The sequence below is a fragment of the Paenibacillus sp. TSA_86.1 genome, assembly GCF_052691815.1.
Genome location: NZ_JBQZGE010000001.1, coordinates 70,592 through 95,893, shown reverse-complemented (window position 1 = coordinate 95,893; position 25,302 = coordinate 70,592). Strand labels below are relative to the sequence as shown.

Annotated in this window: 21 protein-coding genes; 7 read left to right on the top strand and 14 right to left on the bottom strand. The window is 46.3% G+C overall.

What is annotated here, in order from left to right; translation table 11 throughout:
• The first annotated feature begins 29 nt into the window (after nt 1-29).
• Nucleotides 30-506 (top strand): RNA polymerase sigma factor, encoded by a 477-nt coding sequence (locus ACUTVW_RS00375; RefSeq protein ID WP_445643962.1) that lies wholly within the window; start codon nt 30-32, stop codon nt 504-506.
• Nucleotides 507-869: 363 nt separating this feature from the next.
• Complete coding sequence (locus tag ACUTVW_RS00370) at nt 870-3,677, top strand: chitinase N-terminal domain-containing protein (protein WP_445643961.1); 2,808 nt, start codon at nt 870-872, stop codon at nt 3,675-3,677.
• 704 nt (nt 3,678-4,381) lie between these two features.
• On the opposite strand, the gene ACUTVW_RS00365 is transcribed toward ACUTVW_RS00370, so the two are convergent.
• The 6 genes from ACUTVW_RS00365 to ACUTVW_RS00340 all read right to left on the bottom strand — a co-directional run bounded on the left by ACUTVW_RS00365 (nt 4,382) and on the right by ACUTVW_RS00340 (nt 9,800).
• Nucleotides 4,382-4,642: a hypothetical protein gene (locus ACUTVW_RS00365; protein WP_445643960.1), complete on the bottom strand. Its 261-nt coding sequence runs from the start codon at nt 4,640-4,642 to the stop codon at nt 4,382-4,384.
• A 437-nt stretch (nt 4,643-5,079) separates the two neighbouring features.
• A complete protein-coding gene (locus ACUTVW_RS00360) occupies nt 5,080-5,700 on the bottom strand; it encodes a hypothetical protein (RefSeq protein WP_445643959.1) in 621 nt (206 codons plus the stop codon).
• A 232-nt stretch (nt 5,701-5,932) separates the two neighbouring features.
• A complete protein-coding gene (gene phnE, locus ACUTVW_RS00355) occupies nt 5,933-6,745 on the bottom strand; it encodes a phosphonate ABC transporter, permease protein PhnE (protein WP_445643958.1) in 813 nt (270 codons plus the stop codon).
• Entirely contained in the window at nt 6,742-7,545 is an 804-nt protein-coding gene (gene phnE, locus ACUTVW_RS00350) for a phosphonate ABC transporter, permease protein PhnE (RefSeq protein WP_445644937.1), read from the bottom strand. Before phnE (ACUTVW_RS00350) ends, phnE (ACUTVW_RS00355) begins: the two co-directional genes overlap by 4 nt.
• Nucleotides 7,546-7,595: 50 nt before the next feature.
• Nucleotides 7,596-8,393 carry a phosphonate ABC transporter ATP-binding protein gene (gene phnC, locus ACUTVW_RS00345; RefSeq protein ID WP_445643957.1) on the bottom strand — a complete coding sequence of 266 codons (798 nt, stop codon included), beginning with the start codon at nt 8,391-8,393 and terminating at the stop codon, nt 7,596-7,598.
• Between the two features lie 420 nt (nt 8,394-8,813).
• Nucleotides 8,814-9,800 carry a phosphate/phosphite/phosphonate ABC transporter substrate-binding protein gene (locus tag ACUTVW_RS00340; RefSeq protein WP_445643956.1) on the bottom strand — a complete coding sequence of 329 codons (987 nt, stop codon included), beginning with the start codon at nt 9,798-9,800 and terminating at the stop codon, nt 8,814-8,816.
• A 276-nt stretch (nt 9,801-10,076) separates the two neighbouring features.
• Here ACUTVW_RS00340 and ACUTVW_RS00335 point away from each other — a divergent pair, with 276 nt between their 5' ends.
• On the top strand, nt 10,077-11,696 hold the full coding sequence (locus tag ACUTVW_RS00335; RefSeq protein ID WP_445643955.1) for a bifunctional metallophosphatase/5'-nucleotidase: 1,620 nt from the start codon (nt 10,077-10,079) through the stop codon (nt 11,694-11,696).
• 155 nt (nt 11,697-11,851) lie between these two features.
• Here ACUTVW_RS00335 and ACUTVW_RS00330 read toward each other — a convergent pair whose 3' ends face one another.
• From ACUTVW_RS00330 to ACUTVW_RS00305, 6 genes are all read right to left on the bottom strand, one after another.
• Nucleotides 11,852-12,166 (bottom strand): hypothetical protein, encoded by a 315-nt coding sequence (locus ACUTVW_RS00330; RefSeq protein ID WP_445643954.1) that lies wholly within the window; start codon nt 12,164-12,166, stop codon nt 11,852-11,854.
• 116 nt (nt 12,167-12,282) lie between these two features.
• On the bottom strand, nt 12,283-13,644 hold the full coding sequence (locus ACUTVW_RS00325; RefSeq protein WP_445643953.1) for an MATE family efflux transporter: 1,362 nt from the start codon (nt 13,642-13,644) through the stop codon (nt 12,283-12,285).
• 258 nt (nt 13,645-13,902) lie between these two features.
• Nucleotides 13,903-14,325, bottom strand: a complete 423-nt coding sequence (locus tag ACUTVW_RS00320) for a MarR family winged helix-turn-helix transcriptional regulator (protein WP_445643952.1) — start codon at nt 14,323-14,325, stop codon at nt 13,903-13,905.
• A gap of 412 nt (nt 14,326-14,737) precedes the next feature.
• Nucleotides 14,738-16,579 (bottom strand): ABC transporter ATP-binding protein, encoded by a 1,842-nt coding sequence (locus tag ACUTVW_RS00315; protein WP_445643951.1) that lies wholly within the window; start codon nt 16,577-16,579, stop codon nt 14,738-14,740.
• Nucleotides 16,560-18,389: an ABC transporter ATP-binding protein gene (locus tag ACUTVW_RS00310; RefSeq protein WP_445643950.1), complete on the bottom strand. Its 1,830-nt coding sequence runs from the start codon at nt 18,387-18,389 to the stop codon at nt 16,560-16,562. Before ACUTVW_RS00310 ends, ACUTVW_RS00315 begins: the two co-directional genes overlap by 20 nt.
• Before the next feature lie 260 nt (nt 18,390-18,649).
• The gene (locus tag ACUTVW_RS00305) at nt 18,650-19,708 is read right to left on the bottom strand and encodes a CotH kinase family protein (protein ID WP_445643949.1); all 1,059 of its coding nucleotides are present in this window, start codon (nt 19,706-19,708) and stop codon (nt 18,650-18,652) included.
• Between the two features lie 338 nt (nt 19,709-20,046).
• Between ACUTVW_RS00305 and ACUTVW_RS00300 the strand changes: the two genes are divergently transcribed.
• The 4 genes from ACUTVW_RS00300 to ACUTVW_RS00285 are packed head-to-tail and all read left to right on the top strand — an operon-like array spanning nt 20,047 to nt 22,973.
• Nucleotides 20,047-20,739 carry a DUF6897 domain-containing protein gene (locus tag ACUTVW_RS00300; protein WP_445643948.1) on the top strand — a complete coding sequence of 231 codons (693 nt, stop codon included), beginning with the start codon at nt 20,047-20,049 and terminating at the stop codon, nt 20,737-20,739.
• Nucleotides 20,740-20,791: 52 nt separating this feature from the next.
• Nucleotides 20,792-20,929, top strand: coding sequence for a hypothetical protein (locus ACUTVW_RS00295; RefSeq protein WP_434752714.1), 138 nt, complete (start codon nt 20,792-20,794; stop codon nt 20,927-20,929).
• Nucleotides 20,930-22,291 carry an arsenic transporter gene (locus tag ACUTVW_RS00290; RefSeq protein WP_445643947.1) on the top strand — a complete coding sequence of 454 codons (1,362 nt, stop codon included), beginning with the start codon at nt 20,930-20,932 and terminating at the stop codon, nt 22,289-22,291.
• Nucleotides 22,292-22,304: 13 nt separating this feature from the next.
• Nucleotides 22,305-22,973: a DUF2642 domain-containing protein gene (locus tag ACUTVW_RS00285; protein ID WP_445643946.1), complete on the top strand. Its 669-nt coding sequence runs from the start codon at nt 22,305-22,307 to the stop codon at nt 22,971-22,973.
• A 272-nt stretch (nt 22,974-23,245) separates the two neighbouring features.
• On the opposite strand, the gene ACUTVW_RS00280 is transcribed toward ACUTVW_RS00285, so the two are convergent.
• Complete coding sequence (locus tag ACUTVW_RS00280; protein ID WP_445643945.1) at nt 23,246-23,986, bottom strand: nuclease-related domain-containing protein; 741 nt, start codon at nt 23,984-23,986, stop codon at nt 23,246-23,248.
• 332 nt (nt 23,987-24,318) lie between these two features.
• Entirely contained in the window at nt 24,319-25,212 is an 894-nt protein-coding gene (locus tag ACUTVW_RS00275; RefSeq protein WP_445643944.1) for an NAD(P)-dependent oxidoreductase, read from the bottom strand.
• Nucleotides 25,213-25,302 lie beyond the last annotated feature (90 nt).

Sequence of the window (25,302 nt, the reverse complement as noted above, 5' to 3'; positions counted from 1 at the left end):
GATCCATATCCAAGGGGGATTCACATCTTATGAACCACTCACAGATCAATGATGCTTACATTAACTATAAATCAGAAATCACCAGGTATCTATCCCAAATTGTCAAACAGCCGCAAGATGCGGAAGACTTGGCGCAGGATTGTTTTATTCGTCTCATGAACGTGACTGTACCCATTCCCGAAGAGCGGATTCTCTATTATCTCAAACGCATCGCTCGTAACCTCGCTATGGACAGTTTTCGCAGACGTACCCGGACCTTACGCCGTGACAGCCGGCTGGAGACGCCCACACACCATGTTGATACGCCTCAGATGGAGATTAATGAAGGAGTTAACGAAATCGTCTCCCATATCCACAACACCGAACATCGCAAAATTTTGGAGCTGCGCCTGATTCATGGGTATTCGATTAAAGAAACCGCCCAGATGGTGAACCGCAGTGAAGGTATGATCAAATCTTCCGTTTTCCACGCCGTCAATCGTATTCGTGCCAAAGTCATCTCGTAGAGATGGCTTTTTTACTTTAGTGTTGTACACCTTGCTTTCTGGCTGTACTTCGTGATTGAACTCTGTTATTTGTGCTAGGTGTTCACCTCTTCTGTCCAGACCTCGTAAGTTTCAATTCCGTATGTTATTCCTCTCTGTATTCTTTCATTTTCTATCCACAACATTATTATTTCCATTCTTGTAACAACGAATAATCCAAATGACCTATTCATATGCCGAAATACCTAATTTTACAAAGTTCGATCTAATTTTTACATTTTGTTATGACTATGTGAGATTTTCATGTGGTAGAATATGGACGAACTTATGAATCAACTAGGGTGTGTTTTTCAAGACACGCTCCAATTTGGGGGAGGGATTTGGTTGGGTACATTGAAACGTTTGCGGGGAGTTTGGTTAAAATCACTCCTGGCATTAGCCGTGGCTTTGCCACTTCAGGTTGGATTATGGAACAGCGATGCTTCGGTTCATGCGGAAGGACCGACAGATCCGGCTCCATTCATTCAAGCCAAGGTCGTTAACGAGAATGCTGGCAAAAAAGTACTGTTCGACAATTCGCACGGTCAGACTGCCGGAGCAGCGGACTGGGTTATTGATGGTGGCTTCTCGGATTTCGGTAATGCTCTGGCGAACGACGGTTATTATGTGAAAGAACTGCGCAAAACGACACCTTTTACCTATGATGATCTGAAAGAATACAACGTATTTGTGATTGCTGAACCTCAAATCCCTTTCAAAACGTCTGAACAGGCGGCATTAAAACAATATGTGGAATCCGGCGGCAGCATCTTCTTCATTGGAGATCACTACAATGCAGACCGTAACAAAAACCGCTGGGATGGCTCGGAAGTTATCAACGGATACCGCCGGGGTGCATATCAAGACCCAACCAAAGGCATGAGTGCAGATGAGCGCAACTCCGCAGCCATGCAAGATGTAACCAGCACAGACTGGTTGTCCGATAACTTCGGCATACGTTTCCGTTATAACGCACTTGGCGATATTAACGCCAATATCATCGTGCCAGCAGATCAATCATTTGGTATTACCGAAGGCGTATCTGCTGTAGCGATGCATGCAGGTTCCACACTGGCAATCACCGATCCGGAAAAAGCCAAAGGTATCGTGTACCTGCCAAAAACCAATGCCAAATGGAATAACGCTGTGGACCAAGGTGTATACAATGGCGGTGGCATTGAAGAAGGTCCATATGTTGCTGTATCCAAACTGGGTGCAGGTAAAGCGGCCTTCATCGGTGACTCTTCCCCTGTGGAAGATGCATCCCCGAAATATTTGCGTGAAGAAACAGGTACACGCAAAACGACATATGACGGTTTCAAAGAAGTCGATGATGCTGTATTGCTCGTGAATACGGTAAACTGGCTGGCTACACAAGAAAACTATACTAAACTGTCCGAAGTAAACGGCCTCACATTGGATACAGCTACAGCGCTGTTACCATTCGAAGAGCCAGCGGCTTCCACTGAACCGCAAGCTGAACCTTGGGCTGCACCTGCGGCCGGATACAAGTGGTATGATCGTTCCACGTTCAAGCCAGGCTCGTATGGCGGCCCTGCATCCAGTGCTAACGCAGCGTACAGCTTCGTGAAGCAAGATACATTGCCTAATGCCGAAGACTTCCAGATTCGTGTTGTAGTTGAGAATATGCCACCGAACACAACGGTTACCGGCTACAGCGCAGGGATCTATCTGACAGGTGGAACACAGGTAGCTATGATCCAGAACGATAGTGGAACATGGCCAACTTCATACGGATACAGCTCGGCGTTTAGCGTAACATCCGACAGCAAAGGTCGGGCAATCAAGGATCTGAACGTTCGCATCAAACCAGGCACGAATGGCAATGCCAGCCTGCGTCTGCGTCTGAACGGCAGCAACCTGATTACCAATGCGGTAAGCATCGCTAACGTACCTGCACAGCCACTGCCAGAAGAACAAGGGCCAATTCCAGCAGCCATCAGTGTTGCCGAAGCACGCACCAAAGCGGTGGGCACTACAGTAACCGTTGAAGGTGTAGTAACAACCAAACCGGGTTCTTTTGGCGGACAAGCCTTCTATCTTCAGGATGATACAGCCGGAATCTATGTGTTCCAGCACACGAGTGGCTTCAATGTAGGTGACAAAGTGAAAGTGACTGCACCAACAACAATCTATAACAGTGAGTTCGAGTTAACCGATGTGGTTGCGATTGAGAAAACAGGAACCGCTTCTGTTCCAGCTCCAGCGCTAGTTACAGCCATCAGTGATGCCAACCAAGGTCAACTCGTTCAATTGAAAAATGTAACGGTACAGAATATCATCAGCGCTACGCCTGCCGGTTCATTTGAATTTGATGCGGTAGCTGCTGACGGCACAAGTACACATGTGCGTGTGGATACGCGTACCGGTGTAAGTGAGACGACTTTCCCTTATGCTGCTGGTGATAAGCTTGATATCACAGGCATTTCAGCTATTTTCAAAGACGTATTTCAATTGAAACCAAGAAGCTTGGATGACGTTGTTGCTTCAGAAGAACAAGGTGGAGGCGAAAACCCTTCTACTCCAGCCGAAGGAGCGCCGGGTAAACCGGTGCTTTCTTCCAATAACGGACATACCACCGGGCTGTCTGATGGTTCATTCAACGTTAGCATGAATCTGTGGTGGGGCGAAAATGCAACCGAGTATAAGCTCTATGAGAACGGTGTCCTTGTAGATACGCAAAAGTTAACATCGGCTTCTCCTTCTTCCCAGTTTGCAAAAACAGCGATTAAAGACAAAGCTAACGGAACCTATACGTATGTTGCCGAGTTGATCAACGACAAAGGCGCTACTCGCAGTGACGAGTTGACGGTTCTCATTGCGAATGCTGCTCCAGGTAAAGCCATATTGTCTCAAAACAACTGGGACGGCGATGGCAACTACACCGTAACGATGAACCTCTGGTGGGGAACCAACGCAACTGAGTATCGTCTGTATGAAAATGACGTGCTGATCGATACGCAAGCCTTGAACGCTGCTACACCATCTGCTCAAACGGCGAAAACCGATCTGAGTGGTCGTGCGAACGGATCGTACACGTACCGTGCCGAGCTTGTGAATGCCGCAGGTGTGACCAGCACGGAAACGGTTACGGTACAAGTGAACAAAGCAGCATTGCCTTTGGCGAGCTAGTTTCGAAGTAAGAGTAAGAGTGAAAGAAAGTAAGCATAGGAATAGAATCAGAGTAGGCGCAAGCGCGGAAATAAAAAACCACGAAAATAGAAATTTATGCAATAACTTAGTCTAACGAGTATTGTAACTTATGTAGAAAAAATGTTTTTACGTAGATAGAAAGCAACACGTAAGCAGAAGCAGAAATGTAAATAGTAACGACGATAGTAGTCTAAGCTAATCAGTAACGTCAGCAATAGCGAAAAACCGAAACCAATCCGGTCGCCAGGAAACAGGCCGCGGTGGTCTCGGTTTTTTGCTTTTTTATTTCAGTTTTTCGATTTTACGGTTTTGCAGTTTTGCAGTTTTGCGGTTTTATTGCTGGCATGCCATTACTCCCTCGACCCCTCTACTCCCTCAGCGCTAACGATCATGAGAGAGCTTATTTGCCCCTTTTTGCCTCGTTTAAAATTCTAACGATCACCAGCGACGCTATTTGGCTATTTTTCAGTGTTTTGAGGGGGAAATCGGGCTAAATACAACAAATAGCGTCTGTGCGGATCGTTAGAATTTTAATAAAGGCTTTTTAGGCTAAATAAGGCTTCTGGTGATCGTTAGCGATTCGAGCCAGGTTCGAAAGTACCTTCCCCTCCTCAATTCATGAGGGTTAGCTAACCTACTTGTATATATTCTCTACACGATCCTTAAACGTAGCGTAAATCAACTCATCTCAGTCGAGGTTTCTCATAACCGTCCCTTACAAAAAGAATACTGTTCCACACCGCACAACAGGCCGCTAAGGCCAAGATACCCATGACAAAAACCAGATTCATCTGCGTGAGTGAATAACTGCTGCCTGTGAAAATAATGAGAATCGCACTGAGTCCGATATTTTCCCGGTTATGTTTTTTAAACTTCTGAAAGATCATTCGATACAGCAAGATTAGGACCATAAACATGGTCCATATCAAATAAAATTTATCCATGGGATCGGTTACCTCCTCATCAAAAGTTCTGCTCTCTTCACCTTTTAAAAGTTATCTTATGAAGCTCTACACCAAACTCAATTATGTACATTTCGACTTGTCCTACGGTAATATTCATCCGGCAACCGACTTTTCAATCCCATTCGATTTCCCTAGCAATTTTTATAAGTTCTATCTCCAGCAATATCTATTAATCTCGGGCATCTTCTACAATTATAACACAGGCATCTCCAAGTTTTTGCCAACTATATCTTTCCCTACGAGTTTACAAACCATATAAATCCGAGTATCCACGATGCAACAAACAGATAGACGATAATTTCGATAAACACATATTGTTCTTTTCGCTTCATCAAATATATCTCCATAACAAACGGGAGCAGTGCTTTTTTTAGGAGAAAATAATATGTAAAGTTGATTCTGATTCTTAAATTCAGCTATCTACAATAAAATTCATCACTACAACTTACTTCTTTGCCCTTATCAATTACAATGGAGACATGATTGACATCCGCTTTGTCTTTAATAATTAGCCTAACGTCTGTCTCAAATGACATCCTGGCTAGTGGCTTAATCTCGTTTTTTTGTAAATCTCCTTCCGTTGTCATATTCATATAGACAACCGTTCGAATTGCAGCATCATGGGTTCGTCTTTCACTTACTTTTTGATCTATAACAAATGGCAGATGGTTACGATCAATAACTTGTTGAACTTGACTCTGAATCTCCAATTGGACATGTTTCGAAGGCGTTCTAAAGAAGTCTTCAATTGCGCTTTGGTTTGGAATTACTATAAAATACATTACAACAGATGCTATAAAAGAAACGATAATGGTTCCAATTATTCCTGACTTCTCCTTCTTGTTAAGTACATACACCGCGACAACAAACGGAAGAAGTGTTAATACAAGATACAAGAGAGTATGACTTGCTGGAGGAACGTCAAAGATAATGAGGCCTCCGTCTCCGGATAACATCAATAGTATTATTAAATAGGCAAAAAGCCATCCTCCTCCAATACTCAATATCGATGCAATAATAGGTAAAATAATTCTCAAAATGAAATTCACCTCCTTCTCATATTAAAATCGGAATAACTTACAAATAATTGAATAGAGACTTGAACAAATTGTAAATATATTTTCACTACTTATTTTATCTGAAATATAAGGAATTATTAACACATAGGCTAGATTTAGAGCCTGTTTATTTTAAACCAACAAAAAAGACTACCTAATGCCGCAACATCCAGCAAAAGATAGCCTTTTTTCCTACCACTTTATTTCTTACCTACACCAGCTTCTTCCGAATATACCCCGAGATCAGGTCAATAATCGTGATCATCACGATAATGCCGAGCAGGATAATGCCGACACGCGGCCAGTTGCGTGTGCTGAGTGCAAAGATCAGCGGTGTACCGATACCACCCGCGCCGATTACGCCGAGGATCGTGGCAGAACGGACATTAATTTCGAACCGATACAACGTATAGTTCAGGAATCCCGGAATAACCTGCGGCAAGATGGCAAACCAGAGCTGCTGCATCCGGGTCGCTCCGGAAGCTAGTAACGCTTCGGACGGGCCGTAGTCAATATTTTCAACTTCATCTGCATACAGTTTACCCAGCATACCGATCGAGTGTAGTCCAAGGGCTAACACCCCTGCGAATGATCCGGGACCTACAGCCTTAATGAACAAGAGTGCCATAATAATCTCGGGAAATGTACGGATGAAACTAAGCATCATTTTACCCGCTCCCGAAATCGCTCGATGTCCACTCATATTCCGTGCAGACCAGAAAGCAAACGGGATACAGAGCACAGCAGAGATTACCGTACCCAGCACGGAAATCGCGAGTGTATCCAGCAGTCCGCGCAGCAAATCCTCGCCTTCAGGCAAATAGACAAAATTCCAGTCGGGCGAGAAAATGCCCGCGATAATAGCTTTCATAATCTGTCCGGCAGTTTCCTTGAATCCGGTAAAGGGTACGCCCGCAAGAGCCCACGCATAGATCAGAATTAACAGCAGAATGATAAGCCAGCGCAGCGGATTTTTCCGTTGTTTAGGCCTTGGCCGAATACGGCTCGCTTCCTTTTTCATCATAACAATTTCTCCCGCAGCTTAGTGCTCACATAGTCGATAATCAGAACGATGGCCAGTGTGAAAATAATAATGGTATTCGTCTTGTCATACTCCAGGAATCCGAGTGTCGCTTCGTAATAAAGTCCAATTCCTCCAGCTCCAACGAGTCCAAGAATGGCTGCCGCACGTACATTAATTTCGAATGCATACAACACATAAGACGTAAACTGTGCAGCAATTTGAGGAACAACCCCGTACACAATTAGCTGCATTCGGTTCATACCCACAGCCGTCATCGCTTCAAGCGGTCCTTTGTCGATCGTCTCCAGCGTTTCATACGTGAGCTTGGCGATTAGTCCCACCGAGAATACAGCCAGCGCGAAAATACCCGGAATCGGCCCCAGCCCAAAGACAGCAACGAACAACGCCGCCAGCAGCAAATCGGGGACCGTACGAATCAAGTTCAGCAGAAAACGTGCCGGATAATAGATCCAGCGGCTCGGCGCAAGATTACCTGCACAGATAATCGAGATGGGAATCGCAAAAATGGCACCGATGGTTGTTCCCAATAAAGCCATGCGAATCGTCTCCAGCATGCCCTGAACGATATTGTCGAAATAACTCCAGCGTGGCGGAAACATCTCCTTCAGCAGCTTCCACATCTCCGGTCCACCTGTGAACAGTTCGGCAAAGCTCGCATCCGTTTGCTTCGCACTCGCCCACAAGAGCAACCCAATGATAACTAGCGTGAGCACATGTTTGGTTTTCCCCGGTGGTTTGGGGCGATTTACAATCTGCTTCGGGCTGGAGCCAGGTTCCATCCCCGCGCCTGAGCGCCCTTCATGTTCAAGTGAAACGTTGGTTTGTCCCTTCATACCAGCACTTCTTCCTGCTCATGCGCAGCCTGCTTGTCCAGCAATTCATCGGCCAGAATCGGTCTGCCGTAAATTTCAGCAAAACGCTCATCCGTCGCTTCTTCCACCGGACCATCAAATACAACCTCTCCTGCTCGCAAGCCAACAATACGTGTCGCATACTCTCTCGCCAGATCAATAAAGTGCAAATTAACAATCGTAGTAATCCCGAGATCCTGATTAATCCGTTTGAGGTCATCCATCACCTGTTTCGTTGTCAGCGGATCAAGTGAAGCCACCGGTTCATCGGCCAAAATGATTTTTGCTTCCTGAGCGAGTACACGGGCAATCGCCACACGCTGTTGCTGTCCACCAGACAACTGATCTGCACGGGAATACGCCTTCTCGGAGATATTCACTCGGTCCAGTGCATCAAAGGCCAGCTCGACATCCTCTTTTGGAAAACGACCCAAAATGGTACGAAGTGTGGAATGATACCCCACCCGACCAGCCAGTACATTGCGTAGCACGCTGGATCGTTTCACCAGATTGAAGCTCTGGAAGATCATGCCGATATCCCGGCGGATCATACGCAGGCGCTTGCCTTGTGCCTTCGTGATGGAGCTACCGTTAATCAAAATTTCACCTTCACTAATATCATGCAGCCGGTTGATCGACCGCAGCAGCGTAGACTTGCCTGCACCAGACAAACCGACTACAGCGATAAATTCTCCCTGCTTAAATTTCAAATTTATGTTATCGAGGCCTTTCGTGCCGTTAGCATACGTTTTGGTCACGTTGTGAAGCTCAATCATCGCGTTAATCCTTCTTTCATCCATAATATTTATCGATATATGTTGAACCCAAGGATGATTTACACAGGCACTTCGATGACAGAATGATGTGTAAATTAAAAGTTCAACTTATATCGTTTTCACTGCTTCTATATAAATTTAACTATTCATTTACACTTGAACGGAGAGGACAGAAAAAACCTGAAAAAGCGGAGCGTTCGCCTTTATCACCGGATTTCCCCTTTTAAAAAAGGGATCAAAAAATCTGGGGATAACAGCGATTGGAAGGTTATTCTGTCATCGGAGTGGATTGTGTAAAATCTTTAGTTCAGCTTATATAGCAGAAACTTATAATAACGGCACAAGCCAGAACAGCGTCAATTACGCTGAACTGGCCTGCTCACTGTACAAAAGTCATGAATTGCTAGTTGGAACGAAAAACTACTCGGTTTTCACTTTCTCGTTATACTGGCGAACGATATCAAACTTGCTGTCATCGGACTCCACATAACCTTCGTGTGTGTAGATTTCTTTGATGATCTTGTGACCTTCCGTATCTTTACCGATATCGATGAAGGCTTGTTTGATCTTCGCTGTCCAATCTGCATTCATGTCCGTACGAACGGCAATCGTATCGTTAGGAATAGGCTCAGTGAAAGCAAGAACGCGTGTGTCTTTGAACACATTCGGGTAGTCTTTGGAAACCGTGTTACGGGCATCCTGGAAAATAGCTGCTGCATCTACGTCACCGTTAAGCACGGCAAGAACACCTTGGTCGTGGCCTTTAATGGTTACAGGCTGTACGTCTTTCAACGGATCGATACCGCGATCCAGCAACAAGGCTGCAGGCCATACATAACCAGCGGAAGACGTTACGTTCTGGTAAGCAATTTTCTTGCCTTTCAGATCCTCAACCGATTGGATCGGGGAGTCTTTTTTCACAATAATCATGGATTTATACGAATCTGCCAGTTGATCTGTCGGAGCGCCAGTCTCATCATTCACGCCGAAACGTTGTGCTTGCAAAATAACTTGTGCTGCTCCTTTTTCTTTCGCAAGAACATAAGCCGTCGGAGGCAGGAAACCTACATCTACTTTTTTGGAAGACATCGCTTCAATAATCGTGTTGTAGTCCGTGGATACGCTGACTTTTACCGGGATGCCGAGCTTGTCGCCAAGCAGTTTCTCCAGCGGTTTTGCTTTTGCTTCAAGGGTGTCTGCATTCTGGGAAGGAACGAATTGCACTGTCAGTTCCGTAGGTACATAACCTTCAGCGGTTTTGTCTTTCTCTGCTGTGTCGGTTGATGTGCCGGACGCGCCCGAATTGGCTTCAGCGCCGTTGGACGGATTGGATGTAGCATTAGACCCACAAGCACTCAGGAACAGAACCAAAATCAACAATGGTAAAAATAAAGCAGACTTCTTCAATCGAACACCCTCCAAAAGTTTTTCTAATTTTCAATACTTGTCTACTATAATTGGCAAATATTCGCGTGATGTGAAACGAAATTTGGAGTTTTGTAAAGTTTCCTGGGAGGCTGTCAACGTGACATTCTTCTGTTAAAATAGGCTCATTATGGTTGATGAATTAAGAGGAAATACGCTCGGATTAAGGCTTAACGTCCGTTATTCAGGCTAGTTCTTCTGCTTCTTTCTACGGATTATGCCATATATCTAAACTTATATATTAGAGGAGATTGTAAAATGACACGCATTCCCCCTACGACAAACTTCGATATTCTGTTCACCAGTGACCTTCACGGAGCAATTCGCCCGATCCATTACAATACGAATGCTTATCGTCATGCCGGTCTTGCCCTGCTCGCTTCTCTGATTCGGCAGGAACGTGAACGTTCGCCTGAATTACTGCTGGTGGATAATGGAGACTTGCTTCAAGGCTCCCCTCTGGCTTCTTATGCGGCTTCTCATGGCTCTAAAGCGCAGACTCATCCTTTTATTCACGTGTTAAATGAGCTAGGATACGATGCGGCAGTGATGGGCAATCATGAGTTTAACTATGGTCAGGAGTTACTGCGCGGAGCGGTGGAAGGTTCCTGCTTTCCTTGGCTGTCTGCCAATATTGCAGCACTGCCGCTTGCCCCTGACGTAGCAGGTATTCCTGCTTTTGGCGAACCGTATATGATCAAGACTCTCTCTTCTGGTGTAAAAATCGCGTTGCTCGGTGCCACCACTCATTACATCCCCAACTGGGAGCATCCGAAAAATATTGAAGGACTGCACTTCCTGAATGCGCTTGACACTATTCGTGCGTGGGTGAAGTATATACGGGAATATGAACAGCCTGATGTGCTGGTGGTCAGTTATCATGGGGGATTTGAATGTGATCTGGAGACGGGAGAAGCTGCCGAGCGCTTAACTGGAGAAAATCAGGCGTACGAAATCTGCCGAGAGATTGAAGGCATCGACGTACTACTGACGGGTCATCAGCATCGCCAGTTGACTGCCGAAATTCATGGGGTCACCGTGATTCAGCCAGGGTTTAATGGCAGTGGATTAGGTCATGTGTCTGTGCAGCTCCAACAATCACCTGACGGCAAGTGTTTAGTGGCGGACAAACAAGCGCGCTTGTTGCTTTTAGATGAACATCCTGATCTCAAGCCTGATCCTGTTGTAATGAAGCTGACGGATGAACTTGAAGCTTCGGCACAAACCTGGCTGGATCAGCCGATTGGCGAAGTCGCCGGGGACGGGGATCTATCGATCTCCAGTGCCACACAGCTGCGGCTGCAGGCGCATCCTTTTATTGATTTTGTACATCAGGTGCAGATGGAAGCAACAGGGGCCCAGCTTTCCAATACGGCGATGCTTAGCGAAGAAGCTCGTGGATTCGGTAACCAAATTACGGTGCGGGATGTGTTATCGAACTTCATTTATCCCAACACCCTGACTGTGCTTGAACTCAGCGGGAAAGATATTCGGGAGGCTTTGGAGCAGACGGCACGTTATTTCGAACTGGACGCATCCGGAGACGTGATCGTTAACCCGGCGTATATGCAGCCCAAGCCTCAACACTACAACTACGACATGTGGGCGGGCATCGATTATGAACTGAACATTTCCCGGCCTGTGGGCAGCAGGGTTGTCAAGCTGGAACGTGAAGGAAAGCCGCTGGGGATGGATGAGAAGTACTCCGTGGTGATGAACAGTTACCGCGCGGCAGGCGGTGGAGATTATGCGATGTATCCGGGCAAAAAGGTACTGCACGAAGGCGCTACGGATATGGCTGCACTCGTCGAAGATTTCATTCGCAGACATCAGCCGTTACAAGTGCGGGAAGTGCATAACTGGAAGGTGACCAACTGAAGGTTGGATTGAGGGAACACGAGAAATTAACGAGTGCATGAACCAACGAGTACATGAAAAAGGACGGATCCGGGTTGACCGGTTTCGCCCTTTTTCTTTTTATAATTTTATAGAACAGAGACCATGGATTCACGGGTAGGATTACCATCTCTCTATTAAAACAGGGAATCTGAGAGAAGCAGTACAATCAGAAAAGCGACTGCCCAGACCAGAAACAAATTCGCAGTTCCGGTAGCCCATTTACTTTTGCCCGAATGATAAAATGCCCAGCATAAGAAGGAAGCTAACACACCAATGGGATACGTAGCCATAAGGATTGCCGCTATCGTATCTAACAATGGGTGTGCACCAGACTCCCGATAGGCATATAAATATACACTCATGATCAGTACAACCGGATAGGGCAAAAGGGTTATTCCATAAATCGCATTGAAGAATATAAGGCGATATGCAAGTTTAGGATTTTTCAAACCAGATGAACAACCTCCTTGTGAACAATAACTCATTTCAGTATATCCATCTGTTCTCATCACGTCATGGTAACCTTTTCCATTAATTCAGGAGTATAGATCCTGTACATCTCCTTTCAAACAGCAACCTGTTTGTGCATTCTATTCATACGTCTGTAGTGGTACGCGAACAGGATGAGTCCCAGCATACTTGTAATGATCTCCGTTATAGTCATAGACCAGATAATACCTGTAAGACCAAAAGACTTGTGGAAAATGATAATCACCGGGATAAACAGCGTGCCCTGACATATCGCCATGATATTAGTCGGGATGCCTTCTCCCGCTGCTTTGAAAATGCCTGTAAACAGTCCTGTTAATCCGGTAAACAGAGCGGAGATCAACATCGCCACCAGAATCGAACCTCCAGCTTCCAGTACAGCTACATCCTTAGAGAATAACCGAATGACAGGTTCCTTGAACATATAAACGATGCCTATGAAAAGAACACCAATACCGATGATATATAACGAGGCCTGCTTATACGTGGCTTTTAAACGAGCAAACTTCTGACTCGCGAAACTGTGTGCGACCAGTGGGATAATCCCCATAAAGATACCCATTGCAAGAAACTCGGGAAGCTGTACAACCCGTAAAGCAATACCAAATCCAGCGACTACACTTTCTCCATAGATCATCGCGTAATGATTCAGTAGCAGCGTAGATACAATCAGAAAAGAGGTCTGCAGCAGCTCGGAAACCCCAATTTTAAATACTTCCATCTGGTCTTTGACCGGCAGTTTCCAATGTCCCAGAAACCCTATCAAATTCTCGCTGCGGCGGGACAAAAACCAAACATAATAGGCTGCTGAACAAGCATTGGCTAATACGATCGATAACGCGGCCCCAATCACATGCCAATTGAGTACCAGAATCAATAGCACATCCAGAACGATGCTGGCTGCAATGCTGATAAACATGCCGATCATGGACTCTTTTGAGGCGCCTTCCGACCGAACGAGCTGTTCCAGCGCAAAATTAAGAATAACGATAGCCCCTCCGCCCAGAAGTGTAATGGCATATTGACTTGTGTACTCATACACAGCCTGATCCGCTCCCAGTCCCTGAACAATGGGCGAGATAAACAACCAGGCGATCAAGGCAATCAACAGACCAATGCCCAAGCTCGAATAAAAGGAATACCCTGCGACTCGTTTCGCTTTTTCCTTCTCCCCCGTTGCCGCTAATCGTGTAATAAAAGTGCCACCGCCTACCCCGAACATATTGCCAAAAGCCATTAATACCGTAAAGATCGGCAATCCCAGCGTAATGGCGCTAAACATGCCTGTATCATGTACCAGACCGATAAAAAATGCATTGATAAGGTTGTATAACGTTCCCGCGGACATACCCAGCATCATCGGAATGGACAGATGCATAATTGACTTGTGGACAGGTGCTTTGTCCAGATAATAGGAGTTGGAATATTTTTCTTTCATGGTAACTCTCCACCTTTCTTAACTCTTTAACAATTAGATTTCTAAGTATTTAATCAAAAAACAAGCTTAATTCATAACCATCTGCAAAGACAGATACAACTTGATATATTTACTTTCAAAATCACATTTACAACTATACTCACAATTACACCTGCATTTACTATTTAATTAATAGAACATTAACAGTTCGATTTCTAAGTTTTAAGATGTGAGCAGTTCATCCTACCTGCTCTATATATCCCCAGTTACGTAATCCACTTATAAACTCTGATTAACCTTGGTTAGCAAATGCATCAATGTTGCCTGTTCTTCATCCGTCAAGCTTTTCACAATCTCGTTCTCTACGGCGGCAAACATCTTCCCAACATCATGAATCACCTGTTCACCCTTCGGCAGCACGTACAGATTCTTTTGCCGCTCATTATTCGCAGGAATTTTGCGAACGATATAACCGTTTTTCTCCAGTCCTTTTAACATGCTTGTAATCGTTGCGTCTCTGCGATTGAATGCGTCTGCCAGATTTTTCTGAATTAATCCTTCATCCTGATGCTCATAGATATATCCAATGATTCTTCCTTGTTGTGCATTCAATCCCAGTTCGTTGACCTGATCGTCAGCTTTACGTTTGATTTTAATGCCAATGGTTTGGAACAAATCTGAATACGGTGTGTTTTCGCGCATGAATCTTCCCCTCCTGTTCTGCTTATATTTACGTTTATTTCATTACTGGTTTTTGATGGTTTGTTCTGGTTACCAATCACTTTCACTTCGAATCAAACCCTAAATGTTAGATATCTAAGTGTTAGCAAACTAAATATACATCTGTGACTACCACGCTGTCAATAGTTGATCTCTTTTTCCTTCCTGCACATCGTAAAAGAAGGATTGAAGACTCATTCCGGCCCCAATCCTTCTACGGTTACATCGCTATATTAAATTGCACTACAGATTTTTAAACAAACCACTCCGATGACATGTAAATGAATACTTCAACTTAAATAGCCCGGTCTTCGTGGCCGTCTATGCACCGGAAGGACATGTAGATTCTCTAATCCTTCCTGTTTCGCTCTCCTGCTTCATGCCACCTTACACTCTATTGTGCTTTCTTCCGTAGCTGGCTGTTATACAGCTCACTATAGAATCCGCCTTGCTTCAGCAGTTCATCGTGTGATCCCTGCTCCAGCAGTTGACCGTCCTTCAACACCAGAATCCGGTCGGCCTGACGAATCGTGTTCAGCCTGTGGGCAATGACAAAGCTGGTGCGGCCATGCATCAGACGTTCCAGACCCTCCTGAATTTTGATCTCTGTCACCGTGTCAATGCTGCTGGTTGCCTCATCCAGTACCAGAATGGATGGATCAGCCAGGATAGCCCGGGCGATGGCAAGCAGTTGCTTCTGCCCTTGGCTAATGCCGCTCCCATCTGCCTGAAGTACCCGTTCATAACCGTTCTTCATCCGCATAATAAAGGAATGTGCATTGGCCAGCTTGGAGGCGATCTCCACTTCTTCATCGGTTGCATCCAGACGTCCGAACCGGATATTTTCCCGGATCGTTCCCTGGAACAAAAATGAATCCTGCAACACAAAAGCCATGTGTGACCGCAGATTTTCCCGCCGAATGGTTGCCACCTTGTGCCCATCCACCGTAATCGTTCCACTTGTCGGATCATAAAAGCGCGACAAGAGCTGGATCAGCGTTGTTTTCCCCGCTCCTGTTGGTCCGACCAACGCGATCATCTCGCCCGGTTTCGCTTCAAAGCTAATGCCGCGCAGAATATCACGCCCCTCATCATATCCAAACGACACCTTGTCGAACCGGACGTTGCCCTGCATGTTATCCAGGGCAATCGCCGTCCCTTCATCCTTCGCCTCCTCATCCTCATCCAGCACCTCGAACACCCGTTCAGCCCCTGCCATGGCAGACAATAGCGTGTTCCACTGATTCGCCAGATCGTTCAACGGACGTGTGAATTGACGCGCATATTCCACAAAAATAATGATGACCCCAACGGTAACGGAGCCTTGAATCGCTAAAATACCACCGATGCCTGCGACAATGGCAAAGCTCAAGTTGTTGAGTGAGTTCATTAATTTCGGAATAAAACCGGAAATCGTCTGCGCCCAGAATGCAGAAATCCGAATACGCATATTACGCTGCTGGAAGCCACGAATGACCCGTTCTTCCTGTGAAAATGCCTTGATAATCTTTTGTCCGGACAACGTTTCCTCAATATAACCGTTGAGTTCACCCAGATTACGCTGCCGCTCTTTGAACAGTGGACCCGTTCTACGGGTAATCCACCGCATCCCCAGAGCCATCAGAGGTACAACGATAAATGTGAGCAATGTCAGCAGCGGACTGAGCCATAACATCACACCTAATGTGCCGATTAAGGTTAACACACTCGAAAAAATCTGAATCGCCGAGCTGTTCAGTGTACTGCTGACATTTTCAATATCGTTAGTGACCCGGCTCATAATCTCTCCCTGCTGACGTTTGCCAAAGAACGGAATCGGCAGCTTATGCAGATGAGCGAACAGATCATAGCGCATACGAAATACGGTCTCCTGTGCAATCTCAATCATCCAAATATTTTGCAGCCAGGATGTGAGGGAGAAGAGGACATACACCGCCGCCAGTCCAAGCAGAAACCAGGTCCAGCTTGAACTGGTCGCTTCTCCCGCTATAAATTGGTCAATGGCTATCCCGACCATATAAGGCCCAAGCAGAGCCAGAGCAGAACTGGCAAATACCATTAACAGCACAAGCGAAAGCTTGACCTTGCGGCGTGAGAGGTAACTCCAGATTCGTCCGAGCGTGCCTGACCAGTTCTTGGCTCTTGCTTTCGGTTTACCCTGCCCCCCTGAACGGAGTGACTCGGAATCCAGAACAGGCCGTGGCTGACGGAAAGGCTCAATGAATGCTTTGAACATACTGTGCGCCCTCCCCATATTGTGATTCATGGATTCGGCGGTATAGCTCCGACGTTTCCATCAAGTCTTCATGTTTCCCCTGACCAATGAGTCGTCCATCATCCAGGAGCAGAATCAGATCTGCCGAAGTGGTTGAACTGATCTTCTGCGTAATAATAAACGTTGTACAAGAAAGCTCCTCAAGTGCATTCAGCAGTCGGCCTTCGGTAGCTACATCCAGCGCACTTGTGCTGTCATCGAGAATAAGAATGCTCGGACGACGTACCAATGCTCTCGCAATGGAGAGACGTTGCTTTTGTCCACCTGAGAGGTTGACGCCCCTTTGACCAAGCAACGTATCATATCCATTCGGCAGCTGCTCGATGGTCTCATGAATCTGAGCCCGCTTGGCCGCTTCCACAATCTCTTCCATCGTGGCATCTTCCCGTCCCCAAGCAATGTTCTCCCGCACGGAGCCTGTAAACAGAACAACTTCCTGAGGAACGTAACCGATCGCTTGACGAAGGGTCGGCAGATCGAGCCTGGACGCGTCCGCAGCATCAATGCGTACCTCACCCTGTTCTTCCGTATAAAGGCGTGGAATGAGCTGCACCAGAGAGGATTTTCCGGATCCGGTTGCCCCCATAATGGCAATTCGCTCGCCTGCTTTTGCCGAGAAGGAGATATCCTCCAGCACTTTAATCTCACTATTGGGATAACTGAAACCTACGTTACGGAACTCGACTTCACCTTGCACAACGCGCCGCTCCTGCACGGTCTTCGCGGAACCTTCACTGCCTGCATGATTCAACGAACGTGTGATATCTGCGTTCCTTGTAGGAATCTCCTGATCTCTCCGTCCTGTATGGTCCGTCTCGGACGTATCCTCGGTTTCGAACACTTCATTCAGACGCTGTGCTGAAGCGCTTGCCCGTGAAAATGTCACCAAAATCCATGAAAGTGCCGATAGCGCTCCAATGGTTCGCAGCAAATAGTTAATGACGGCGACGACTTCACCAACGGTTGCCGAACTTGAAACGATCTCTCCCCGTCCAAACCAAAGCACAGCGATGATACATCCGTTCATCATCAGCAGCATGAACGGCATCGTTGTCTCCGTCAGACGCAGCGCGGCGATCGTACCTTTCATCAGCTTGCCGCTGAAGCTGGCAAAGCGTTCAATCTCGTGGCCCATCCGTACAAACACACGGATTAGCCGGATGCCTGTCAGATTCTCCTGGATGACACCGTTCACGGCATCCAGTCTGCGCTGCACATTGCGGAACAGCAGCGCTGCCTTTTTGATCATCCAGATCACAACAACGAGCAGCACCGGCACCATAACAACGAGCAGTAGTCCCAGTCTCGGACTCACCACCAGAGCCATGATCATACTGCCGATGACCACCAGCGGAACACGGGTCATGAACCGCAGGCTCATGAAGACCGTATCCTGTACCTGAGTCACATCCCCTGTTAAGCGGGTGATTAGCGATGATGTCGCAAACCGATTAAACACAGCGTAGGAAAACGTTTGCATCTTGTCGTACAACTTCTCTCTCAGATCGTATCCAAATCCCAGACTCGCATGAGAGGCAAAGAAAGAACTTGCAATCCCGGCGGCAAACGCAATGACCGCACTGCCAACCAACACGCCACCCCACATCCAAACGACGGTCAGGTCTCCCTGCTGGATGCCATTATCAATGATTTTGGAGATCAGATAAGGCTGAGCCAGCTCCACTGTTAATTCAATCAGCATCATGACTAACGCTGCAATGGCGGCGACCCGGTACTTCTTCAAGTGAACGAACAGCTTGAGCATTCCCATTCCTCCGGCCCGGAGCACGTTACTGGCGATACTGCATCACATTCACACCATCTGCTCCGTTATTCTCTTTCCTTAAAGCTATGTAAAATTTCACGTAACCAATACGACTATTATATCGCATTTTTCTTTTACACACCGTTACGTTCTTCTCATTCTTAGTATTAACCTCAAATTTTAACCTGAAATCGACTACACGGGAACTTGCTCTCTGTTCAAAATAAAATACCCAAGGCAGCGTCGCCCGTTGCCTGGGCATCCTTTTACAGCTGTCTCAACGCGGTGCCCACATGCTCACGGCGCTCTTTCACATACGTGCGGATCTTCTCGGGTTCATTCAGAAAGACGTTGATCGGCCACTTCATATAAGGATCATTCCTCACATCTTCCTTGATCTCATCGTGCAATCGGTATACCAGCGGCATCACTCTCTTTTCCGTAAATGCATGATCCAGATGATGCTGCATCAACTTCTTATACTGCTCTCGGAACGTACGAAATGCCAGCAGCCGGCTTGTAAGCTTGTTATACCCCTGAATGCGAACCAAATTCGGATTTACCTTGGTACCGTAACAGTTTCTCCCCCAAGTCCCTTCATAGTCCCAAGGTAGAATGCCATACTTTCGACTTTTCGCTTTTTCGTACCATGTATAGTTTTGGTGAAATCCGTCAAAGTTGCCTGTCAGCACAGCCCCGCTCAACCAGCGCAGATAGTTATGGGTATCCACCCTTAATTGTAAAAAACGAAACAGATCCATTTTGGATTTACCATTTAATTGTTGAATAAACCTGCGCAGCCTTTGGCGATCCTCCGTATTCCCCCGGATCAGGCTGTATCCGGACAACAGGTCGGTTCCTGAATCGGATGATCCCGATGACAGTGCAAAACTGGCGTTATCGTTGACGGCATAGAAAATACTCCGGACAGGCGTTCTCCTTTGGCGAAAAAAAGAGGATTTCACCCCTTCGATTCGTAGATACACTCCTGCGAGCTGACCATTGAGATACAGTACACAGTGACGCGTAGAAGGTGAAGGTACCCGAATGGATTCGAAAAAGCGAAACGAAAGTGCATTCCGCAGCAGTGAAGGATCATCATATTCGGCATTAAAGTGAAACGTACGGCTGGACGTACGAATCTCAAATGATTTTTTCACATAGGCCCGCGTATGTCCTCCCCGGTACCGAATTCGAATGGGAAGCTGCTTGCCGTCCATCTGCATCGTGCCGTTCACAAACGTTTCTGACCATATGTTCGATGTTAATTGCTGGTATTCATTCGCAGATACATGGATGTGGTAGACAGGTAGAGTCATTTCCATCCGCCTTTCGGTCACCTGTGGGATTAGCCCGTAGGCTGTTACATCATCCTATGCACAGATACATCAGGCCGTAAGGGCGAATGTACAGCCTATTTATGGAACCATATGTAAATTCATATATAAGATTGCGGAGAAGTACGTAACACAAATCTATAAATTACCATTTTTATCATAGATTACTGCCAATTTTACTATATAAATAGTTGTCTGCTGTCTCCCCTGATGTTACGGACACATATGATTAAACTACAGACAGACTCCAATGACGAGTGCTAGGGATTCAAACAACAACCGTCAACGGCCTATCTGAACTTATATCACGGAAGGGGCAAAATACAATGTCTATGAACGGTCATGGAATGAGAGGTTTGGTTGGAAGAGAAGTTAAGATTAATCGTGGGGGACCCGATGCAATGCAAGGCACACTGATGGATGTACGCTGGGACTACATGGCTGTGGACTGCAAGGAAGGTATTGTGTATGTGAGTGATTCTCATGTTAAAAGTATTACCGACACAGGTCGTTCCGGTGGAGCCAGAGGATCCATGGGGAATCCGATTCCAGCGAACACATTTCTTGGAGTTATGCAGGCACTGCGCTTCCGTCCTGTACAGATCAACCGGGGAGGTCCGGAAAAAGTGGAAGGCATCCTGGCCGATGCCAACCAGAATCAATTAATTCTGACTTTGAAAAATCAGGAAATCATCCGTATTCCTCTGCAACACGTAAAATCCGTTTCTCTGGTTCGCGGAAGCAGCAACAACAATAATAGTGGCAGTAACAACAACGGCAAAAACACAAGCCAAGGCAACAAAACACAAAATACGCAATCCGGCGGCAATCGTTCCCAAGGGAATCGCAGTGGAGGCAACCAGGCTTGCGGAAACAAATCTCAGGGAAATAAATCACAAGGGAATAAATCGAACAACAACAAGTCACGTGGCAATCAGTCTCACGGGAATAAATCGGGTGGAAACAACAAATCACGGGGAAATCAATCTCGCGGGAATAAGTCTGGTGGCAAACGGTAATTCAAGTCTGATCAGAAGCTAAGTTACTGCCAGTTTAAAGGGGGGAATGATCATGCTGATCTTTATCGCAATCGTCTTGACAGGTGTGCCTTTGTATTGGCTCGTTACGCCGGGAAGGCCCACTTCGACTCATGAACATCTGAAACAGTCTTCACAAGGACTTCTCCCCCTGGGAGGTGAATCACAGTAAATGCCTGATTACCAGTTGTGGTTGACCTTCGGGGTATTTATTATCACGGTTATCTTCCTGATGTGGCGGCCTGGCGGATTAAATGAATCCATACCGACTTCGCTTGGCGCGCTGCTTCTTATCCTGACCGGAGTAAGCAGTTTGGGACATATCCTGGGCATTTTCGAAATTGTATCCGGTGCAGCGATTACAATTCTCTCCACCATTGTCATGTCCATTATTCTGGACAGCATCGGCTTTTTTCGCTGGATCGCTGTGAACATGATTGAAAAGGCACGAGGCTCCGGCCTTCGATTGTTCTGGCTAATTGTATTACTCTGTTTCCTCATGACCATCTTCTTCAACAATGACGGCAGCATTCTGATCACGACCCCCATCATCATTCGAATCTGTTCCATGTTACGTCTGAAAATTCATCAGCAGCTACCCTACCTCATCTCCGGTGCACTCATTGCTACGGCTTCCAGTGCTCCCATCGGACTCAGTAATCTGGCTAACCTGATCGCCTTGAAGATGGTGGGATTAAATCTGAATACCTATACTCAGATGATGTTTGTACCCTCCATGGTCGGAATTATCGCCATGACTTTCCTGCTGCTCTACTATTTTCGCAGAAGCATACCCAAAGGTATTCATCAGTTCCCCGTATCCATGCAAAATTCGTCTGGAGCAGGTTATCATCCACTACAGACAACCGAATCCGAATCGGATCACTCCAAAAACAATGTAGACTGGTGGTTGTTCCGTGTCTGTATCGGGATCGTTGTATTGATTCGGGCAGGTTACTTTCTCGCTGAGCAATTCGGTATACACATGGAGATTGTCGCCATCACCGGAGTTGTTCTGATGCTTGCTGTACGGTGGTATCGTACACGATCCGGACTGAAAGATGTCGTCACACAGACGCCGTGGCATATTCTTCTCTTTGCCTTCAGCATCTATATCATTGTGGACAGTCTGCACCGAGCCGGCATGACAACATGGATTACCGAATTCACAGGTCCAATCGCCGAAAAAGGAAATGCCAGTCTGATTGCTGTATCCGGGTTACTGCTTACGGTGTTATCTAATTTGTTCAACAATCTGCCTTCGGTCATGATCGGAACATTCGCTGTTACTGACCTTCATCTGAGTGAAACCCAGATGCATCTGGCATACCTCGCCAACATTCTGGGGAGTGACATTGGAGCGTTATTAACCCCCATAGGTACACTTGCCACCTTAATTTGGATGTATATATTACGGACCCATCATATTCGAGTCTCATGGAAACAGTATATGAAAGTAACCTTCATTGTGATACCCATAAGTTTAATTATTAGCTTATTTTCCTTATATATCTGGGTGACTATGCTATTTTGAGAGGAGGTATACTGTGAAATCTGCAACGATTTGGTTAGGTAAAATAGTTGAGTTTGAACTGTCCGGCTGTAAGCTGCCCATTCAGGGGGAGGTTATTGACGCAGGCGAAGATATGATGGTTGTGTATGGAAATCAACGCTACATTTATGTGCCACTCCATCATCTTCAAACGATGCGGTTTATGAAATCAGAAGAAAATTCCAATCATGTGGACGTGCCTGCACCAGATCCGGAAATGGACCATGACAATATCTCTTATCGAAAAGTACTGATGAATGCTCGCGGCAAATTTAGTGAAATTTCCATCGGTGGACGAACGCTGCATGGTTATATTACCGGCATCATGAATGATTATTTTATCTTCTACTCTCCTTTGCACCAATCCGTCTATGTTTCCATCCATCATCTGAAATATATCATTCCCTCTCCCTCTAACAGCAGACCATTTGCGATGGATCATCAACATTTCCCAATACAGCCATCTTCGATCTCACTCTCCCGTACACTTGATCAACAGCTGCTCAAAATGGCAGGAGAACTCGTCATCTTGAACTTGGGTTACAAACCTGAACAGACCGGCTTGCTCAAAAATATAAACAACAAGTTGCTAGAAGTTATTGATGCAGAAGGTAGTGCCCGGTTCATGCACCTCAGCCATATCCAAACGATTCATTTACCTTAATGGTTAACATGTAACGCAAACAGAGATATTCCGGAGGCTGACACGGCAGTCCGGAATATCCCTGTTTCTTAGATTTTTTTGCTGAATCTGACTGTGGCTATGATTTTGACTATGAGTTTGATTATGAGTTTGATTATGAGTTTGACCATGAATATATTCGAAAATGACTGACTCAGCACCCTGACAGCTCACTATTTATTACACTACTCATCTACTCGCATCTTTACTTGTTTTCTGTATCCTGGGATTGAATTAATTAGCTATACAATCGTCTATTTAATCCCTTTAGCTTTCGCCATATGCTCGGCCCGGATCTGATGGTCCGTTGAATTCACGGTGTTCAACATGTTCCAAATCGCCTGAGTGTCCTGCTCTTGATACAACGTTTCGGGAAGCTCGCTCTCAAGTCGCTCAGTCTTGCGCTGAATGGTCTCGACCAATTCATGATCGTAAATAATCATTTCATCGGAGTTGACGTACCTTACGGCTGGATCAACACTGATACGACAACGGTTCGTGAACGTCACCATGGAGACAAGCCGAACGCGCTTGTAATCTCCAAGATGAGCCTGAATGGCTTCAACATGAGCACGGTGCTGCATGAGCGGATTATACATTTTGACACGGCTGCTGCTCACCGACCAATTCGCCTCCCGGCGTCCACCGCGAATCTCTCCAGTGGTCAGGTTCCGGGTTTCGATGACAAAGATCGCCCGCGGCCCAATCACCACATGATCAATCTGAGAATATCCCGAACGTGACTTCGGATTGGAAACCAGCAGATCATTCAACACTTTATATTCACTGGGCAAACCAACCAGAAGTTCGGCGGTCGTTGGCTCTTGGGGCGTACTGATCCAATCGGGTTCGGACTTCTTCTTTTTGCGCCGACTACGGACCAGACGTGGAGGAATAGCTGTAGCCGTCGGCAAAGCCGAAGCTGCAACAGAATCGGTAAGCGGGCTCACAAGCTCTGGCTGGGTCTTGAACAGAGACCAAATTTTCTTGAACATAGGTAAGCTCCGTTCTAATTGGAATGGTGTATAAGTTATGGATTATGAATTATGAATTATGTAGATGCTTAATACCGTTTATCATGTAAACTTCTATACCTTATGTCGGATAAAGTCGAACAAAAATAAAGAGACTTTCATTAAATTCACGGATTCGTTAAATGTGCACGACAGTATATACCCCAACCTGCGACTTTAGACACACTTCAAAATTACATAAAGTTCATATCAAATCCGTATCAGGTTCACTTCAATTCCAATATATAAAGAAAAAGCAGCATCCCCTTTTTCCTAAGTCAAAGAGTCCGCTGCTGTCTTCCCATGTTCATCTTCTAAGCCTGGAGATAGTACGTGTACAGCACTTGTGTACCTTTCTCGTCCAAGCCGTTCTTCGATATTTCCTGATAGAGCGATTCCGCCAGAGCCAGTCCAGGCGTGTTCATGCCCATCGCTTGAGCAGATTCCAGTGCAATGCCCATGTCTTTGATAAAATGTTTCACATAGAATCCAGGCTCATAGTCGCCTGCGATCATGCGCGGACCCAGGTTGCTGAGGGACCAGCTTCCGGCTGCACCGGTCGCAATACTCTTCAGCACATTCTCCGCGTCCAGTCCCGACGTCTTGGCATAGGCGAGTGCTTCGCATACGCCGAGCATGCCAGAGGCGATGGCAATCTGGTTGCACATTTTGGTATGTTGCCCGGCGCCCGGCTTGCCTTGCAGCACAATGTTCGTGCCCATCTGCTCCAAAATCGGACGCACCGCTTCATAAGCTTCTGCATCACCACCAACCATAATGGACAGCCTACCGTCCCTTGCGCCGATATCGCCGCCGGATACAGGCGCGTCCAGTGCATGTAAACCTTTGGCTGTCGCAGCTTCTGCGATGCGCGCAGCCAGCAGCGGACTGGAGGTAGTCATGTCAATCAGGATTGAACCTGGTTTGGCATGAGCAACAAGCCCGCCTTCTCCGAGATAGATCTCCTCTACATCTTTCGGATATCCCACCATGGTGATGATGACATCACAAGCGGCAGCCAGTTCCGCAGGCGTTTCATGCCAGACAGCCCCTTCCTTCACGAGCGCTTCTGCCTTGGCGGCAGTGCGCGTGTATACATGAAGCGGATACCCTGCACGCTGAATGTGACCAGCCATGCTTTTGCCCATAACGCCCGTTCCAATAAAGCCTACTTTAATCTCTTCAGGTGATTTTGCTGATTGTGTCATTGCAAGTTTCCTCCCTGTTTCTTGAGTGATATAGTGTGACATTAAGTGCTACATGGTGTTTTTCAGTTATGCATATTGAGATTGAGTGCT